Here is a 17,888-nt window from a genome sequence, read left to right on the forward strand (position 1 = left end):
GATACGTATCCGATGTTGGAGGAATTGCGGGCTACGCGACTGAAATTATCTGACAGCACGAGTCGTAGCAAGACTCGATATGTTACGTAAAACGAAACTCTGGAAGGGACGCATGAACGACACCGCCGCAGAACGGGCGACCGTGCTCGCCCGCCTCGAGCAGCTGGTGCGCATCGAGTCCCCTTCGCTCGACATCGCCGCCAGCGAGTCGATGGTCGACCTGTTGGGCCGATGGTGGCGCGACCTCGGCGCCCGTGTGCGGGCCGTGCGCACCGATGCCGGTTGCACCCTCATCGCCGACCTCGACGGCACCGGCGACCCGGTGCTGCTCGTCGGCCACTCCGACACGGTGTGGCCGCGCGGCACGCTGGAGGGTGATCTGCCCTGGTCGATCGAGGGCGACATCGTGCGCGGTCCCGGCGCCTACGACATGAAGAGCGGGCTGGTGGTCATGCTCGCCGCCGTCGAACGGCTCGCGGGTCGGCGCCGGCGGGCGGTGCGGGTCGTGGTCGTCTGCGACGAGGAGGTCGGGTCTCCCACGACGCAGGAGCTGCTGCGTGAGGCCGCGGTCGGGGCCGCCGCGGCGATCGGGTTCGAGTCGCCGCATCCCGACGGTGCGCTGAAGGTGGGCCGTCGCGGCAGCACCCGGGTGAGCCTTCGTGTCGGCGGCCGCGCCGCCCATGCCGCCTTGGACCCAGGCTCCGGCGTCTCGGCGATCGATGAGCTCGTCGATCAGTTGATGGCGGTGCGGCAGGCGGTGACCCATCCCGACCTGCCGAGCGAGGTGCTGTGCAACGTCGGCACCCTGCGCGGCGGCGGCCGGGCCAACGTGGTGCCCGCCGAGGCGGAGGCCGAGATCGGCCTGCGCTTCATCGACGGTGAGTCCGAGGAACGGGTGCTGCAGGCGCTGCGCGGCCTTGCGCCGGTGCGCGGCGGCGCGTCGGTGACGGTGTCGGTGCTGAGCCACCGCCCGGCATGGCAGGCCTCCGACGGTGACAACGCGCTGCTGGACGAGATCGCGCGCGCGGGCGCGTCGCTCGGGCAGCGGGTGGCGGGGCGCCCCGCGGCGGGCGCCGGCGACACCAATCAGGTCGGAAACTTCGGCATCCCCACGGTCGACGGATTCGGGCCGCGCGGCGGCGGTGCCCACGCGCTGACTGAGCACCTGTCGCTGCAGTCGCTGCAGGAGCGCATCGCGCTGCTGGCGGCCGTGCTCGGCCGGTAGCGCGACGGGCGCATGATCCGTTACGGATCATCGACGCTGTAGAGATCGTTACGCGCGCGACTGCCGTGCGCATGCTGTATCGAAGGTGGCGTCCAAGCTGCGCACACTGCGCATTATGTGAAGGTACGCCCGACGTTTCGCGCAGATCGAGCATCGATGGCTCTGGATGTCGCCATGTAACAGTCATGTGAAATCGTCGCGCAATCGGCACGATCGGACACAAATACGTTGACCCCGTCATCGACGATGAGGTTCTATGTAGTCCATCGCCGGCCCGGAACGCCGCGGCCGAGGTTTCATGAAAGGAACCCTCATGCCCCAACGTCCTGGAAGGCGTACCCGTCGCACGCTGGCCGTGGTCGCCGCAGCGGCGCTGATCGCCCTGCCCGTCGGCGCCGCTCACGCCACCGACACCGCGCCCACGGTGGTCTCCGCCGAGGCGACCGCGACCCCCGAAGCCGATGCCACGACCTTCCGCATCGCCACCTCCGGCTTCGTCGACACGTTCAATCCGTTCGTGTCGATCTACCTGCTCCCCACCAACACGATCCGCTACGTCTACGAGTACCTCGTGCAGAACAGCGCCGAGGACGGCTCCCCGACGAAGGGCCTCGCCGACGACTGGGAGGTCGAGGACGACGGCATGACGTGGGTCTACACCCTGCAGGACGACCTGCTGTGGTCCGACGACGAGCCGATCACCTCGGCCGACGTCGTCTACACGTACGAGCAGATGATGACCGTCCCCGAGCTCAGCGTCGCCAACGGCAACCTCGTCTCGAACTTCGAGAGCGTCGAGGCTCCCGACGACAAGACCGTCATCATCCGGCTGAAGACCCCGCAGGCGCCGAACCCCGGCACCGAGGTGCCGATCGTTCCGAAGCACATCTGGGAGGAGATCGACGACCCGGCCGACTACGCCAACGACGCCGACGTCGTCGGCTCGGGGCCCTACGTGCTCGAGAGCTACAGCCCGAACCAGTCGATCACGCTGCGCGCCAACCCCAACTTCTGGCAGGGCGCACCGAAGGTCGACCGCATCCAGTACGTCTACTACACCAACTCCGACGCCCAGGTGCAGGCGCTGCGTGCCGGCGAGGTGGACTTCGTCGCGGGGCTCACCCCCACGCAGTTCCAGGCGCTCGAGGGTGTGGAGGGCATCACGGCCCACTCCGGTGAGGGGCGTCGTTACCACTCGATCAGCATCAACGTCGGCACCGTGACGCGCGATGGTCAGCCGTACGGCACCGGCAACGAAGCGCTCAAGGACGTCAAGGTGCGCCAGGCACTGCGCCAGGGCACCGACACCGAGACGCTGCTGGAGCGCGTCATGGAGGGCCGCGCCACCCTCGCGACCAGCTTCATCCCGGCGTCGTTCCCGAAGTGGGCCCTCCCCGCCGACGACGAGGCGATCATGGCGTACGACCCCGAAGCGGCGATGGCCACTCTCGACGAGGCCGGCTGGACGGTCGGGGCCAGTGGCATCCGCGAGAAGGACGGTGCACCGCTGCAGCTGCGTCTGCTGGTCGATGCCGATGACATCATCGAGCAGTCGATCTCGGAGTACTTCGTGCCGTGGATGCAGGAGATCGGTGTCGGCATCACGGTGGAATCCACCGACGGCGACACCATCAGCGACCGCGCCGTCAAGGCCGACTACGACATGTACTTCAGCGGATGGAGCGTCAACCCCGACCCGGACTACCAGCTCGGCATCAACCTGTGCTCGACGCTGCCCACCGGCACCGACGGGTCGGGCGGCACGAGCCAGGACGGCTACTGCAACCCCGAGTTCGACGCGATGTACGCCGAGCAGCGCTCCGAGCTCGACGAGGAGGCTCGTCAGCAGATCGTCCACGACATGCTGGTGATGAACTACACCGACACCGCCCAGATCGCCACGTGGTACCCGAACTCGCTCGAGGCCTACCGCTCCGACCGGTTCACCGGCTTCACGCTGCAGCCCGCGGAGGGCGGCATCATCGCCAGCCAGGCCGGGTACTGGGGCTTCCTCACCGTCGAGCCGGTCTCGGCCGAGGCGCAGGCCGACGAAGGCGGTGTGCCCACCGGGCTCATCGTCACCGGAGTGATCGTCGGCGTGCTCGTGATCGGCGGCATCGTGTTCGTGCTGCTGCGCCGGCGCAAGATGGCCGACGTCGAATGAGTGACGGGATGCCGCGGTCGAGCCGATCGGCCGCGGCATCCCCGCCATCGCCCGCACCCCTGGACGAAAGAACCGCATGACCAACACGGTGCCGCCCACTGAGGAGATCCTCCTCGCCGAGACGGGTTCGGACAGAGCGCCGCGACGCACCTCGGCGCTGTCGTACCTGCTGTCCAAGCTCGGCGGCGCCGCCGTGAGCATGGCGATGGTGATCCTGCTCGGCTTCTTCGCCTTCAAGGTCCTCCCCGGCGACCCGGTCGCCGGCATCGCCCGCGAGCGCCAGCTCAGCCCCGAGCAGATCGCGCAGCTGCGCACGCAGATGGGCCTGGACAAGCCGCTGTGGCAGCAGTTCGTCGACTACATCGTCAACGTCTTCACCCTGAACTTCGGCGAGAGCTACGTGTACCGCAAGCCGGTGGGCGAGCTGATCGGCGACTACTTCTGGAACACGATCCTGCTCACCGGCACCTCGGCGGTGCTCGCCATCGCCCTGGGGTTGTGGCTCGGACAGAAGGCCGGCTGGCGGCCCGGCTCGCTGTTCGACCGCATCACCTCGGGCATGGCGCTCGTGCTCTGGTCGGTGCCGACGTTCTGGCTGGCGCTCATCCTGCTCATGGTCTTCGGCGGCACCCTGCAGTGGTTCCCCACCGGCGGCATGACCTCCCCCGACCCGCCCACCGATCCGCTCGCCCTCGTGCTCGACGTCGCGGCGCACATGGTGCTGCCGGTGATCACGATGGTGGCCGTCGTCTACGCCCAGTACGTCATGGTGATGCGCGCCTCGCTCATGGAGGAGAAGAGCGCCGACTACCTCGTCACCGCCCGGGCGAAGGGCCTGCGCGACGACCTCGTGCGTCGCCGCCACGCCGTGCCCAACGCGCTGCTGCCCGCGGTGACGCTCATGTTCCTGCACATCGGCGGCCTCATCGCCGGAGCGGTGACGGTGGAGACCGTCTTCTCCTGGCCGGGTCTGGGCAAGCTCACCTTCGAGGCCATCAGCGGACCCGACCTGCCGCTGCTGCAGGGCACCTTCGTGGTGTTCTCGGCCGTCATCATCGCCACCAACCTCGTCGCCGATCTCATCTATCGTCGGCTCGACCCGAGAGTGAGGCGCGGATGAGCGAGCACGTCGCATCCCGTTCGCCGCGCGCCATGGCGTGGGCGCGGCGGCGCACCGCATTCGCCCGGTTCGCCCGTGAGTTCTCCCGCAGCCGCTCGGGCATGGTGGGGCTCGTCTTCCTCGTCGTCATCGTCACCCTCGCCTTCCTCGCGCCGATCCTCGCCCCGGCGTGGATGCTGGATGTCACCAAGGTGATGGACTCGCCGCGGTTCGCCCCGCCCTCGTGGGAGCATCCGCTCGGCACCGACCACCAGGGCCGCGAGCTGTGGGTGCGCATGCTCTGGGGCGCGCAGGTGTCGCTGCTGGTCGGCTTCGCCGCCACGGCGATGTCGATGATCATCGGCACCATCGTCGGCATTGCGGCCGGGCACTTCACCGGCATCCCCGGCGCCTTGCTCATGCGCCTCATCGACTTCTTCCTGGTGCTGCCCTCGCTCATCCTCGCCATCGTGCTGTCGACGGTGCTGTCGCGAGGCGTGTGGACCATCGTCATCGCGATCGGCCTGACCTCGTGGGCCGGCACCGCCCGGGTGGTGCGCTCGCAGACGCTCTCGGTGGAATCCCGCGACTACGTCGAGCGCTCCCGCGTGCTCGGCGCCGGCCACTGGCACATCATCGTCAAGCACCTGCTGCCGGCGGTGTTGCCGCTGGTGCTGGCGAACACCACCCTCACGGTGGGCTCGGCGATCATCTCGGAATCCACTCTCGCCTTCCTCGGCCTCGGCGACACCACCCTGCAGTCGTGGGGCGCGGTGCTGCGCAACTCCATGGACGTCTCGGCCGCGACCAGCGGCTACTGGTGGTACGTGCTGGTGCCCGGCATCGCGATCGTGCTGGTCGTGCTCGCCTTCACCCTCGTCGGCCGCGCCGTCGAGACGATCGTCAACCCCACGCTGAGGAGCCGCTGATGCCCGATCTGAGGTTCGAGGACGTCTCCATCACCTACCGCACCGCGGGAGGCGGGGTGCGGGGCGAGATCGCGGCGGTGCGCGGCGTCGACCTGACGCTGCCCGCCGGCGGCACCCTCGGCATCGCGGGGGAGTCGGGGTCGGGCAAGTCGACCCTCGCGATGAGCGTGCTGCGGCTGCTGCCCGGCAACGCCCAGCTCACCGGGCGCGTGATGGTGGGCGACACCGACGTGACCGAGCTGAGCTTCGGTGAGCTGCGGGCGCTGCGCTGGGCGGATGCCTCGATCGTGTTCCAGGGCGCGATGCACTCCCTCAACCCGGTGCGCACCGTCGGGCAGCAGATCCTTGAGGCGCTCGAACTGCACGTCGCCGACGGCTGGAAGACCGAGGCCGCGCGCAGGGAACGCGTGACCGAACTGCTGCGGGCGGTCGACCTGCCACCGCTGAAGGCCGACTCCTACCCGCACGAGCTGTCGGGTGGGCAGAAGCAGCGCATCATGATCGCGATGGCCCTCGCCTGCGAGCCGGAGATCATCATCGCCGACGAGCCCACGACGGCCCTCGACGTCATCGTGCAGCAGCAGATCCTCGAGATGATCAGCCGCCTCGTGACCGAGCGCGGCATCTCGCTGCTCATGATCAGCCACGACCTGTCGGTGCTCGCCAGCGCCTGCCGGCGCATCGCGATCATGCGCGGCGGCGAGGTGGTGGAGGTCGGCGACGCGCTGGAGGTCTGCACGCGCGGTCAGCACCCGTACACGCGCCAGCTCGCCGACGCCTTCCCCACGATCGGCGACCCGGCATCGCGCCGCAACCCGGTGACCCGACGCACCCGCTCGGATGCGGCATCCGACCCGCAGCAGAGCCCCATGACCGACGAGGTGCTGCTGGAGGCCCGCGGGCTCAGTGTCACCTTCCACAGCCGCACGAAGTCGGCCCGCGCCGTGAAGGACGTCGACCTCGTCGTGCGCCGCGGCGAGATCCTGGCGCTCGTGGGCCAGTCGGGGTCGGGCAAGACGACCCTCGCCCGCACGCTCGTGGGTCTGCAGCAGCCCGACCCGGGTTCGGTCGTGCGCTTCCGCGGACGCGACCTGCCGCGCAAGGGCAAAGGGCTACGCGCGTTCCGCAAGGAGGTGCAGATGGTGCTGCAGGACCCCACCGCCGCCCTCAACCCCAAGCTCAGCGTCTACGAATCGGTCGCCGAAGGGCTGCGCGTGCAGCACTACCGCGGCGACGAGCGGGAGCGGGTGGCGCAGGGCCTCACCGATGCCGAGCTCACCCCGCCGGAGGACTTCTTCACCGCGATCCCGCAGGAGCTCTCCGGCGGCCAGCGCCAGCGCACCGTGATCGCCGGCGCCCTGGCCGTCGGGCCGCAGCTGCTGGTCGCCGACGAGCCGGTCGCGTCGCTGGACGCCTCGGCACGCGGCGAGATCCTGGGGCTGCTGCTGTCGCTGCGCGACCGGCTGGGGCTCAGCGCCCTCGTCATCACGCACGACCTCGGGCTCGCGTGGAACATCGCCGACACCGTCGCCGTCATGTACGAGGGCGTGATCGTCGAGTACGGGCCCACCGAGCAGGTGCTGCTGCGCCCGCAGCACGAGTACACCCGGCAGCTGCTGTCGGCGGCGCCGACGATCCAGCGGGCCATCGCGTGAGCGCGCCCGCGCTCGCCGCACACCGCACCGCCTACCTCGACTCGGCGCCGCTGAAACCGGGCGACCGGGTGCGTGTGGTCTCACCGTCGGGCCCGGGCAACGTCGAGAGCCTCGAACGCGCGGTGGGCTACTACCGCGACTGGGGAGTGGAGGTGGTCGTCGGCGACCACGTGCTCGACCCGCACCCGCGCGCGACCTACCTCGCCGGTGCCGATGACGTGCGCCGGGCGGACCTCGTGGATGCCTGGTGCGACCCCGACGCCGACGCGATCGTCTGCCTGCGCGGCGGCTACGGGGCCATGCGGCTGCTCGACGGCATCGACTGGCCGCGCCTGCGTGAGGCGTCGTTGCGCCGCGATGGGCGCCCGAAGCTGCTCACCGGGTCGTCCGACGCCACGGCGCTGCACGAGGCGTTCCGCGTGCACCTGGACGTGCCGACGCTCTTCTGCCCCATGCCGGGCAACGACGTCTTCCGCGACGCCGAGGGCATCCGCGACGACGTGCACCGGTGGCTGTTCGAGCCGTGGCGGGGCCGCAGCATCGTCGGACCCCGCACCGAGGTGCTCGTTCCAGGGCGCGCGGGCGGCCGTTTCACCGGCGGCAACCTGTCGCTGCTGGCGATGGGGCTGGGCTCGCCCGAGGCTGCGGTGGTGCCGGGCGGCATCCTGTTCCTGGAGGACGTCAACGAAGACGCCTATCGCCTGGACTCCTTCTTGCTGCAGCTGCGGCGTGCCGGTCGGCTCACGGCGGCCGCGGGCATCGTGCTCGGCTCGTGGCACAACTGCGCCGAGCCCGACGCGGTGCGCGCCCTGATGGCGGACGAACTCGGCGATCTCGGGGTGCCGGTGCTGTGGGAGCAGGGCTTCGGCCACGCCCCCGACGCGTTGAGCATTCCGCTCAACGTCGACGGTGTGCTCGAGGCGGATGCCGGTGGGTCTGCGGATGCGGGTGTGCGACTGGTCGTGGGGGAGCCGGCGTGACGCCGATCGTGCTCCCCACCTTCGACCCGCGCGCCCAGTGGTCGGTGCGCGTGGTCGCCGATGACGGCACGGTGCTGGCCGAGCACGACCCCGACGTCGTGTGTGAGACGGCCAGCGTCGGCAAGGTCTTCCTGCTGATCGAGGTCGCCCGGCGCCTGCAGGCGGGGGAAGTCGACCCCGACCAGCGCGTCGAGATTCCGCCGGAGCACGCCGTGGCCGACTCGGGGCTGCTGTACCGCATGGCCGATCCGCGGGTGAGCGTGTACGACGCCGCGCTGCTGGTGGGGGCCGTCAGCGACAACCTCGCCACGAACGCCCTGCTGGCCATGTGCGGCCTCGACGCGGTGCGCCAGGTCGCCCCCGCGCTCGGGTACCGCGACACGGCGCTGCACGACTTCATCCGCAATGAGCGCACCCCCGACCTGCCGTGGACGCCGTCGTACGGCACGGGGGCGGAGCTGTGCGACCTGATGCGACGTCTGGCGGCGGGGGACGTCGTCTCGGCCGCCGTCAGCGAGCAGGTGATGACGTGGCTCGCCGCCGACACCGACACGTCGATGGTCGCCGACGGGCTGCTGCTGGACCCGCTCGCCCACGCCGAGGCCGAATACCAGGGCATGGTGCTGCGTCACAAGACCGGCACCACCTCGTTCGCCCGCATCGACGTGGGTCACCTCGCCGGTCCCGCCGCGGGCGTCGCCTACGCCGTGGCGGCGAACTGGAAGGGTTCCCGATGGGACCTGCGGGCGCCGGTGCTCGATGCGATGCGCGAACTGGGCGAGACGCTGCGCGCCCACGTCACCGGCCGGGCGCGCGACGACGAGCCGCTCAGGTGAGCGTCGTCGTCGAGCGCCCCGCCGCCGTCTCGGGACTGGAGTGGACGGTGCTGCGCGGCGACCGCGAACAGGTGTTCCGGGCGTTGGGTGAGGTGCACGCCGCCGACATCGCGCGGGTGCGCGAGCGCCAGGACGGCATGTGGCAGAGCCTCGTGCACCGCGCCGAGGGCACCGCGCACGACCGGTTCGCGAAGGTCGTGGCATCCAGTGCTCGGCTGCTGCCGGTGGAGGCTCAGGAGATCGAGTGGATGGCCGCGGGGGCGGGCATCGCAGCGACGGAGCTGTGGGCGATGAATCTGCGCGGCGACCTCGGCCGAGACGGCCTCGGCTGCAGTGACCTCGCCGTGGCGGTCGACGGCGGTGTCGTGATGGGCCACAACGAGGACGGCGGCGACGAGCTGCGGGGCGACGTGCGCCTGGTCACCCTCGACATCGACGGCGACCCCACGGTCACCGCCGTCTGGTACCCCGGCATGCTGCCGGCCAACGCGTTCGTCACGACCTCGGCCGGGCTCAGCTTCGGCATGGACCACGTCTCGGTCGCCGTCGCCGACCTCGGCGGTGCCGGGCGCCACCTGGTGGCCCGGCACGCGCAGCGGCGGCGCGACGGGGATGCCGCGCGTGCCGCCCTCACCGGCGTCGCCTGCGCCGGAGGCTTCGCGTTCGACGTCGCCGACGCGGCCGGCCGGGTCGACCTCGTCGAGAACGCGGCGGGTCGGGTGGCGACCGCGGGTGGCGGATTCGGGCCGCTGCGTCACACCAACCACCTGTGCCTCGATGACCTCGCAGGGTCGTTGGGCGCTGACCCCGACGGTGCCGGGCTCGCAGAGAGCCGGGGGCGCCTGGCGGCCCTCACCGCAGCCTGCCGCAGCCCCGCCGGGCCCGGTGACGTGTTCGGGGCGCTGCGGGCGCCCGGGGTGCTCAACCGTGCCGAGGACCTCTGGACCTACGCGACCATCGTGGTCGACACGGCGGCGGACACGGTGATGCTGCAGGCATCGGCAGAGATCTGGACCGGACGACTGAGCGCGTTCGCGCGCGGAGAGCGGGTGGACGCATGAGCATCGACTTCGCCGCGTGGGAGGAGCGCCTCCCCGGACTGCGCGTCTCGGCGTTCGCCCTCGACCTCGACGATGACACCGTCGTGTTCGAGCACCGATCCGACCTCAAGCTCGACACCGCGAGCGTGGGCAAGATCTTCCTGCTGCACCGGCTGCTCACCGAGGTTGACGAGGGTCTGCGGAGCCTGGAGGACACCGTCACGCGGCGGCCGGTGGAGTGGATGGACAACTCCGGCCTCTGGTACCTGCTGCAGGCCGACACCCTGTCGCTGCACGACGTGGCCGCCCTCATCGGCGCGGTGAGCGACAACGCCGCGACCAACACGCTGTGCCGCGTGATCGGGCTGCCGGTCGTGCAGGAGCACACGCGCGCGCTCGGCTACCTCGACTCCGGGCTCGACGACGTGGTGCGCTGGCCGCGCCCGCCCGGTGCGCCCGTGACGCTGTCGCACGCGACCGCCGCCGACCTGGTGCGGTTCGTGCGGCGCACCGCCGAGGGCGCCGATCTCAGCCTCGCGTCCACCGACACCCTGCAACGGTGGCTCGGCGCGGGGATGGACCTGTCGATGGTGGCATCCGCCTTTCGCCTCGACCCGCTCGCGCACTACGGCTACGACCGCGACGTGTGGCTGTGGAACAAGACCGGCACCATCTCGACCGTTCGCGCGGACATGGGGCTGGTGATGTCGCCGACGCGGCGCATCGCGTACGCCGTGCTGGCGAACTGGGAGCGCGGCACCGACGTGCGCGACGACGTGCTCGAGGCGATGCGGCAGGCCGGTGAGGCGGTGAGGGTCGAGCTGGGGCGCCGCTGACGGGCGCCGGGGGCCGGGGGCGGGCGACGGGCGACGGGCGACGGGCGACGGGGCCTGTCGGGGGTTGTGGCGCGGCGGGTGGTGGGCGGCAGATGCGGGTTGCGGTGCGGCGGCCCGACCTGGTTGGCTCGCAGGGGCCGCTCGGGTGCCGCCGGTAGACTCGAGGGCGACTTTCCAAGGAGCCCTTCGTGACGATGCCGCCTTCCCCCACGCCCGCAGAATCCACCTCCGAAGAGGATGTGTTCGAGCAGAAGGCCGTGCGACTCGCCAAGCGCGAGCGCCTCATCGCCGAACGCGCGGATGCCGCCGGCGGCGCCTACCCGGTGTCGGTCCCGGTCACCGACACCATCCCCGCGCTGCGCGAACGCTTCGCCGACCTCGAAGCGGGCGAAGAGACCGGCGTGACCGCCGGTGTCGCGGGGCGCGTGGTGTTCAGCCGCAACACCGGCAAGCTGTGCTTCGCCTCGCTGCAGGCCGGCGACGGCAGTCGCATCCAGGCGATGGTCTCCCTCGCCGAGGTGGGCGAGGAGTCGCTGCAGTCGTGGAAGGAACTCGTCGACCTCGGCGACCACGTCTTCGTGAGCGGGCAGGTCATCTCGAGCCGCCGCGGCGAGCTGTCGATCATGGTGACCGAGTGGGCGATCGCCTCGAAGGCGCTGCTGCCGCTGCCGAACCTCTACACCGAGCTCAGCGAAGAGAGCCGGGTGCGCTCGCGCTACCTCGACCTCATCGCCCGCGAGCAGGCGCGGGATGCCGTCGTCGCGCGCGCCAAGGTCAACGCGAGCCTGCGCCGCACCTTCACCGATCACGGCTTCATCGAGGTGGAGACGCCCATGCTGCAGGTGCAGCACGGCGGCGCGGCCGCCCGCCCGTTCGTGACGCACTCCAACGCGTTCGACACCGAGCTGTACCTGCGCATCGCGCCGGAGCTGTTCCTCAAGCGCGCCGTCGTCGGTGGCATCGACCGGGTGTTCGAGATCAACCGCAACTTCCGCAACGAGGGCGCCGACTCCACGCACAGCCCGGAGTTCGCGATGCTCGAGGCCTACCAGGCCTACAGCGACTACAATGGCATCGCCGACCTCACCCAGGAACTCGTGCAGAACGCGGCCGTCGCCGTCGCCGGCTCCACCACGGTCACGTGGGCCGACGGCACCGAGTACGACCTCGGCGGTCAGTGGGACCGCATCTCGATGTACGAGTCGCTGTCGGCCGCATCCGGTCGCACCATCACCCCCGAGACGACGCTCGACGAGCTCACCGCGTTCGCCGCGGAGGTGGGGGTCGAGGTGCCCGCGAAGATCGCCACGCCCGGCAAGTTCGTCGAGGAGCTGTGGGAGCACTTCGTCAAGGGCGACCTCGTTCGCCCGACCTTCGTCATGGACTTCCCCCTCGACACCAGCCCACTCGTGCGCGAGCACCGGTCGATCCCCGGTGTCGTGGAGAAGTGGGACCTGTACGTGCGCGGCTTCGAGCTGGCCACCGGCTACTCGGAGCTCGTGGACCCGGTCATCCAGCGCGAGCGGTTCGTGGAGCAGGCCAAGCTCGCCGCCCGCGGGGATGACGAGGCGATGCGCGTGGACGAGGAGTTCCTGCGGGCGCTCGAGCACGCCATGCCGCCCACCGGTGGCATGGGCATGGGCATCGATCGCCTGATGATGGCGATCACGGGCCTCGGCATCCGCGAGACGATCCTCTTCCCGCTGGTGAAGTAACCCGCGCCGCGCGGGGGCGCGTCGCCCCGCGGTGCCCGGTCCCGCGTGCGGGCTGCCCGGGCTGCTCCGGTGTCACATATCGCGGGTGTATCGCGCGCAGACTGTGCGGACGTGACACTCGAGCGGTGCCGCGGGGACCCGGGGTCGCGGGTGTGCCCGGGGTCGCGGGTGTGCCGGGCTGCTCCGGTGTCACGTGTGGCGGGTACTTCGTGCCCGGACTGTGCGGGCGTGACACTCGAGCGGCCCTGGGACAGGCGGATGCCGCGGGCCCGCGAGCCGGCGCCGTTCCGGTGTCACGTGTGGTGGGTGCCTCGGGCGCGGACTGTGCGGACGTGACACTTGAGCGGCCCGACGGCCCGCACGGACCGACGGCCCGCACGCCCCGACGCCCCGACGCCCCGACGCCGCGCACGCCCCGACGCCCGCACGCCGCGGCCGCGGGGTCAGGCGCGGCGGAAGGCCCAGTCGGGCAGATGCCCGGCCGCGACGAAAGACAGCACGATCTCGCTAAGCCCGTGTTCGGGCTCGATGTCGGTCGCCAGCTGCGCGTACCGCTCGGCGTGCGTCGAACGCCCGAGCGCCCACGACAACCAGGCGCACGCCGCGAGCACTCCCGGCCGCAGTGGCGTCGGCGCGAGTGCGGCGAGCACCCGCGTCACCTCGAGGGCGCGCGACAGTCGCTGCGGGTCGGGACGCTGACCCTCGCCCCACATCGTCATGGCGAGGTCGACGGGATACTCGGCACCGTCCTCCCACCGCCGTTGCGCCTCCAGCGCGCGCTCGCCGCGCGCCGCGTCGGCGCTCCACTGCACCAGGGCGACATCGCGCAGCGCCGGTCGCGCCAGACACCACACGAGCAGCGCCGCGTCGTACGGGGGCACAGTGGCGGCATCCGCTTCGAGCGCCTGCTCGAAGAACTGCACCACGTCGTCGAGGCGGCACGCCGCCGCCAGGGCGGCCGGATCGATGCGACGGTCGCCGTCTGCCACGCCGCCGTCGGCCTCCCCCGGGTCGGGCGGTTCGGCGCGGTCGCCGCACAGCGTCCGCACCGCCCAGTAGAGCCCGCGCAGCGCCGCGGCGACCGCATCGGCGCGGGCAGAGTCCCGCGGCGGCAACGTCGCGCCTGACGCCTGATCACCCGGCGCGATGGGCGCCGCCGCGGGGGTGGGCAGCTGCAGGGCGGCGAGGGGGCGGCCACCCGGTGGGCAGTCGGCGTCGAGGTGCGAACCCCAGCCGTCGGCCCCGACGGAGAGCGCGTCGGTCACTCGCAACCCGCAGGCATCCGCGCTTCTGCCCAGGCTCGCGACCAGGTCGGCGTGTGGCAGGCCGTCACGGCACGACGCGTCGGTGTACACCGCGACGGCGACGGCATCGGCGTCGGGAAGTCGGCACACCATGCCGAGGCACGTGGCCGCGAAGGCGTCGAGATCGACCTCCGCGCGGGGCAGATCCATGCGCATCGCGCCGATACTGCGCCCCCGATCGAACGGCACCAGCACGAGGCTGCGGGTCGGGGCGAAGCCGAGCATCGCAGGGACGAGGGAGAGGAAATGCGCGGCATCCGCCGCCTTCACGATCGTGGTCATGGCGTCAGCGTGGTCGGATCGACGGATGCCGGCGAGGCCGGAACCGCCCCCGTTGTGAAGGATCCGGGGCGATTTCTGCCGGTTAAGGAAGCGCTGGAGCCGCGTACGATGGGTTCATGGACGAAACCTGGGGCGCGGTGATGTGGGCGTTGCTGCCGACCATCGTGGTCGTCTTCTTGTTCTGGTTCGTGCTGCGCAGCATCCTGCGCATGGACCGCACCGAACGCCGCGTGCACGCCCGCATCGAGGCGGAGGAACGCGCCAAGCGTGGTCTGCCGCCCGTCGCCGACGACACCCCCGCCTCGACCAGCGCCGGATGACCGCCCCTCTCGCTACGCTGACCCAATGAGTAGCGAGGGGCACCAGTGATCAGCATCACCGTCGACTGGACTTGGTGGGTCATCCTCGTCGGCGTCGTCGACATCATCGTCCGCATCACCGCGATCATCGTCGTGCCCCGCAACCGGCGCCCGACCGCGGCTATGGCCTGGCTCCTGGCGATCTACTTCATCCCCATCGTGGGTGTCTTCCTGTTCCTGCTGATCGGAAACCCGCGGCTGCCGCGCAAGCGCCGCCGCAAGCAGGCGCAGATCAACGAGTACATCCACGAAACCAGCGAGAACCTCGACTTCGGCACGCTGCGCCCGCACGCGCCGGAGTGGTTCACCTCCACCGTGACCCTCAACCGCAACCTGGGGGCCATGCCGCTGGCGGGGGACAACTCCGCCCACCTCATCGCGGACTACGAAGCATCACTCGACCAGCAGGCCGACGCCATCCGTGCTGCGAAGCGCTATGTGCACGTCGAGTTCTACATCTTGCAGGCCGACGCCACCACCGACAACTTCTTCCGAGCCCTCGAAGAGGCCTGCGCCCGCGGCGTCACCGTGCGTGTGCTGCTGGACCACTGGGCCAACCGCGGCAAGCCCTACTACAAGCAGACGCTCACGCGCCTCACCGACATGGGCGCGCACTGGCAGCTGATGCTGCCGGTGCAGCCGTTGCGCGGAAAGTATCAGCGCCCCGACCTGCGCAACCACCGCAAACTCCTCGTGATCGACGGCGTCGTCGCGTTCATGGGCTCGCAGAACATCACCGATTCGACCTACAACCTGCGGCGCAACATCCGCCGCGGGCTGCACTGGGTGGACCTCATGGTGCGGGTGGAAGGACCCATCGTGGGATCCATCAACGCGGTGTTCCTCTCGGACTGGTTCAGCGAGACCGGCGAGACGCTCGCCGACGAGATCGACCTGTTCTCGGTGCAGGCCGGACCGGGGGACCTGGACTGCCAGATCATCCCGTCGGGACCCGGCTTCGAGTTCGAGAACAACCTCAAGCTGTTCCTGAGTCTCATGTATGCCGCGCAGCGCAAGCTGATCATCGTGAGCCCGTACTTCGTGCCCGACGAGGCGATGCTGCTGGCCATCGCCACCGCGTGCCAGCGCGGCGTCGACGTGCAGCTGTTCGTCTCCGAGGAGGGCGACCAGGCCCTGGTCTACCACGCGCAGCGCAGCTACTACGAGGCGCTCCTGCGAGCCGGCGTGAGCATCTGGATGTACCGCAAGCCCTACATCCTCCACTCGAAGTCGATGACCGTCGACGACGAGGTGGCCGTGATCGGATCGAGCAACATGGACATGCGTTCGTTCGGTCTGAACCTCGAGGTGTCGATGCTCGTGCGCGGAACGGAGTTCGTGACGGAGATGCGCGAAGTCGAGCAGTCATACCGTGAACTCAGCCGCGAGTTGACGCTCGACGAGTGGATGCAGCAGCCGCTGCGCTCCACGGTGCTCGACAACCTCGCGCGACTCACCTCGGCGCTGCAATGAGCGTCATCGCGGTGTGAGTATCGGTCAGCGCTGCGGAGCGGAACAGGCCAGAATAGGTTCATGACCTCTTCCCGACTCACCTCTGTGCTGGCCGGCGCCGGCCTCGCCGTGCTGCTGGCCGGCGGGCTGACCGCCTGCGCCACGGCCGATCCTGCTACCCCCGCCTCCCCGGGCACCGCAGCGTCGGGCGGTGTGGCCGACATCGACGTGGATGCGGCCTGGCTCGACGGCGGTCGCATGATCGCGCTCGTGACCCAGGGTTCGTCGTCGTGCGTGCCGACGGCCGATGCCGCGACGCTCACCTCGGCGGGTGTTCTGGAGGTCACCCTCGTCGACCCCGCAGGCGACACCGCCTGCACCGCGGACATGAGCCCGCGGGTGACGCCCGTCGGCCTGCCCGAGGGTGTCGACCCCTCGCAGGACCTCGAAATCGAGGTGATCGGCGACGGTTACCGTGCCGACACCGACCTCGACGGCATCCCCGGGCTGGCGGCGCCGAGCGGGCAGACCGACTACGCGCCGAGCGCCGGTTGGGTGGACGACGACGCGTTCGTCGTGCTCACGTGGGGGTCGTCGTCGTGCGCGCCGATCGTCGAGTCGGTTGAGGCGACGGCGGCGGATGCCGTGACGGTCACCTTCGCCGAGCCCGCCGCCGACCGCATGTGCACGATGGACCTCGCTCCCCGCGCAACCCTCGTGTACCTCGACGGCGGCGTGGATGTCGACGACGCGCCCGTGACCCTGACCCTCACCGGAGGCGGGTCGGAGTTCGAGACCCCCGTCACCACGACGATCCTGGGCTGAACCCCGCGCCCGCGGGCTGGGGCTGCTCGAGTGTCGCGAATCGCGGGTGGGAGCGACCTCTCACCGTGCGGAGGCGACACCGGAGCGGCGCCGGGCACGCAGCGGGTGGCGGCGCGGCGGTTCCTCCACAGGTCGCGAGGGGTGGCATCCGTCCCCATTCGGCCCACATCGGCAACGGCGCCCCCGCGACGAATGCCAGGTTGTTTTCATGCTTGGTGCGCCGCTTCCCGAGTTGCTCCCGTCTGCGTTCACCGCGGCGGATGCCGCAGCCGCCGGCGTCGCGCGTTCGAGGCTCCGGGCAGCGGACCTCGGGCATCCTTTCCACGGCATCTATGTCGTCACTGACGCGCGCTCGCCGGTGCTGCGGCCCGAGGACGAGATCATCGACCGCGCCGCCATCGCGAACCTGCGGCTGGGTGACGGTGCGTTCTTCTCGCACCTGACGGCGGCCGTCCTCTGGGGCGTGCCGCTCCCTCCCGGACCGCTCCTGATGCACGACGACCTCGATGTCGGAGTGCTGCACCCCGCACGTCCGCCGAGAGGGCGCGGGGTGCGCGGTCACCGCGTGCAGCCTGAGCACGTGCGGCTGACTCTCCACCCCGAGCATCGACTCCCGGTGCCGACCCCCGCCAGCACCTGGGCGATGCTCGGCCGGGTGCTCCGGCATCCCTATGATCTCGTGGCCGTCGCAGATGCCCTCGTCAGCGACCGCCGCTATGGAATGGCAGCGCCCCTCGCCACCCGCGCGCAACTGGAGGCCGCGGTCTTCACCAAGCGGCGTGTCGGTGTTTGCGCGCTGCGCGAGGCGCTGACGCAGGTGCAGCCGCGCGTTGCGTCCCGTACCGAGACGTGGACGCGGCTCGTGATCGTGGATGCCGGTCTGCCGGAGCCGCTGATCAACCACTGGGTGGTCGATGGTGACGGCCGGTGCATCGCGTGCGTGGATCTCGCCTATCCGCGATGGAAGGTCGCGGTCGAATACGAGGGCTCGCATCATCTCGTCGACGCGGCGCAGTGGGCGGCCGATATCCGGCGGTACGAGGGGCTCGCCGCCGAGGGGTGGTGTGTGATCCGCGTGACGAGTGAGGAACTGTTCCGGTATCCGGAACGCCTCGTGCTGCGCGTGCGCCGCGCGATCCGCGCCGCCGTCTGAGCCCCGCCCCTCGCTGCCCGGCCCGCGCGCCGCC

15 protein-coding genes are annotated in these 17,888 nt (G+C 70.6%); 14 read left to right on the top strand and 1 reads right to left on the bottom strand.

The genetic code is table 11. The features are described from left to right. Positions 1 to 112: 112 nt before the first annotated feature. The 10 genes from H9651_RS12060 to lysS all read left to right on the top strand — a co-directional run bounded on the left by H9651_RS12060 (position 113) and on the right by lysS (position 12,479). Positions 113 to 1,225, top strand: a complete 1,113-nt coding sequence (locus H9651_RS12060) for a M20/M25/M40 family metallo-hydrolase (protein ID WP_191719575.1) — start codon at positions 113 to 115, stop codon at positions 1,223 to 1,225. A gap of 313 nt (positions 1,226 to 1,538) precedes the next feature. Then, positions 1,539 to 3,389, top strand: a complete 1,851-nt coding sequence (locus H9651_RS12065; RefSeq protein WP_191719576.1) for an ABC transporter substrate-binding protein — start codon at positions 1,539 to 1,541, stop codon at positions 3,387 to 3,389. A 76-nt stretch (positions 3,390 to 3,465) separates the two neighbouring features. Next, positions 3,466 to 4,509: an ABC transporter permease gene (locus H9651_RS12070; protein WP_191719577.1), complete on the top strand. Its 1,044-nt coding sequence runs from the start codon at positions 3,466 to 3,468 to the stop codon at positions 4,507 to 4,509. Further along, positions 4,506 to 5,417, top strand: coding sequence for an ABC transporter permease (locus H9651_RS12075; RefSeq protein ID WP_191719578.1), 912 nt, complete (start codon positions 4,506 to 4,508; stop codon positions 5,415 to 5,417). Before H9651_RS12070 ends, H9651_RS12075 begins: the two co-directional genes overlap by 4 nt. Continuing rightward, positions 5,417 to 7,072, top strand: a complete 1,656-nt coding sequence (locus H9651_RS12080) for an ATP-binding cassette domain-containing protein (RefSeq protein ID WP_191719579.1) — start codon at positions 5,417 to 5,419, stop codon at positions 7,070 to 7,072. The genes H9651_RS12075 and H9651_RS12080 overlap by 1 nt, the downstream gene beginning before the upstream one ends. After that, positions 7,069 to 8,052, top strand: a complete 984-nt coding sequence (locus H9651_RS12085) for a S66 peptidase family protein (protein ID WP_191719580.1) — start codon at positions 7,069 to 7,071, stop codon at positions 8,050 to 8,052. Before H9651_RS12080 ends, H9651_RS12085 begins: the two co-directional genes overlap by 4 nt. Beyond that, positions 8,049 to 8,888: a serine hydrolase gene (locus H9651_RS12090; protein WP_318244864.1), complete on the top strand. Its 840-nt coding sequence runs from the start codon at positions 8,049 to 8,051 to the stop codon at positions 8,886 to 8,888. Before H9651_RS12085 ends, H9651_RS12090 begins: the two co-directional genes overlap by 4 nt. Next, the gene (locus tag H9651_RS12095) at positions 8,885 to 9,949 is read left to right on the top strand and encodes a C45 family peptidase (RefSeq protein WP_318244865.1); all 1,065 of its coding nucleotides are present in this window, start codon (positions 8,885 to 8,887) and stop codon (positions 9,947 to 9,949) included. Before H9651_RS12090 ends, H9651_RS12095 begins: the two co-directional genes overlap by 4 nt. Then, positions 9,946 to 10,764: a serine hydrolase gene (locus H9651_RS12100; protein WP_191719582.1), complete on the top strand. Its 819-nt coding sequence runs from the start codon at positions 9,946 to 9,948 to the stop codon at positions 10,762 to 10,764. Before H9651_RS12095 ends, H9651_RS12100 begins: the two co-directional genes overlap by 4 nt. Positions 10,765 to 10,958: 194 nt before the next feature. Beyond that, a complete protein-coding gene (gene lysS, locus H9651_RS12105; protein ID WP_191719593.1) occupies positions 10,959 to 12,479 on the top strand; it encodes a lysine--tRNA ligase in 1,521 nt (506 codons plus the stop codon). Between the two features lie 443 nt (positions 12,480 to 12,922). Here lysS and H9651_RS12110 read toward each other — a convergent pair whose 3' ends face one another. Further along, positions 12,923 to 14,065, bottom strand: a complete 1,143-nt coding sequence (locus tag H9651_RS12110; RefSeq protein ID WP_191719583.1) for a DUF4192 family protein — start codon at positions 14,063 to 14,065, stop codon at positions 12,923 to 12,925. Positions 14,066 to 14,181: 116 nt separating this feature from the next. Between H9651_RS12110 and H9651_RS12115 the strand changes: the two genes are divergently transcribed. The 4 genes from H9651_RS12115 to H9651_RS12130 all read left to right on the top strand — a co-directional run bounded on the left by H9651_RS12115 (position 14,182) and on the right by H9651_RS12130 (position 17,854). Next, positions 14,182 to 14,385: a hypothetical protein gene (locus H9651_RS12115; RefSeq protein ID WP_191719584.1), complete on the top strand. Its 204-nt coding sequence runs from the start codon at positions 14,182 to 14,184 to the stop codon at positions 14,383 to 14,385. A 45-nt stretch (positions 14,386 to 14,430) separates the two neighbouring features. After that, a complete protein-coding gene (gene cls, locus H9651_RS12120) occupies positions 14,431 to 15,897 on the top strand; it encodes a cardiolipin synthase (protein WP_191719585.1) in 1,467 nt (488 codons plus the stop codon). 60 nt (positions 15,898 to 15,957) lie between these two features. Next, positions 15,958 to 16,701 (top strand): hypothetical protein, encoded by a 744-nt coding sequence (locus H9651_RS12125; protein ID WP_191719586.1) that lies wholly within the window; start codon positions 15,958 to 15,960, stop codon positions 16,699 to 16,701. A gap of 208 nt (positions 16,702 to 16,909) precedes the next feature. Beyond that, positions 16,910 to 17,854: an endonuclease domain-containing protein gene (locus H9651_RS12130; protein ID WP_191719587.1), complete on the top strand. Its 945-nt coding sequence runs from the start codon at positions 16,910 to 16,912 to the stop codon at positions 17,852 to 17,854. Positions 17,855 to 17,888 lie beyond the last annotated feature (34 nt).

The sequence above is a fragment of the Microbacterium pullorum genome, from assembly GCF_014836535.1.
GTDB classification, from domain to species: Bacteria; Actinomycetota; Actinomycetes; order Actinomycetales; family Microbacteriaceae; genus Microbacterium; species Microbacterium pullorum.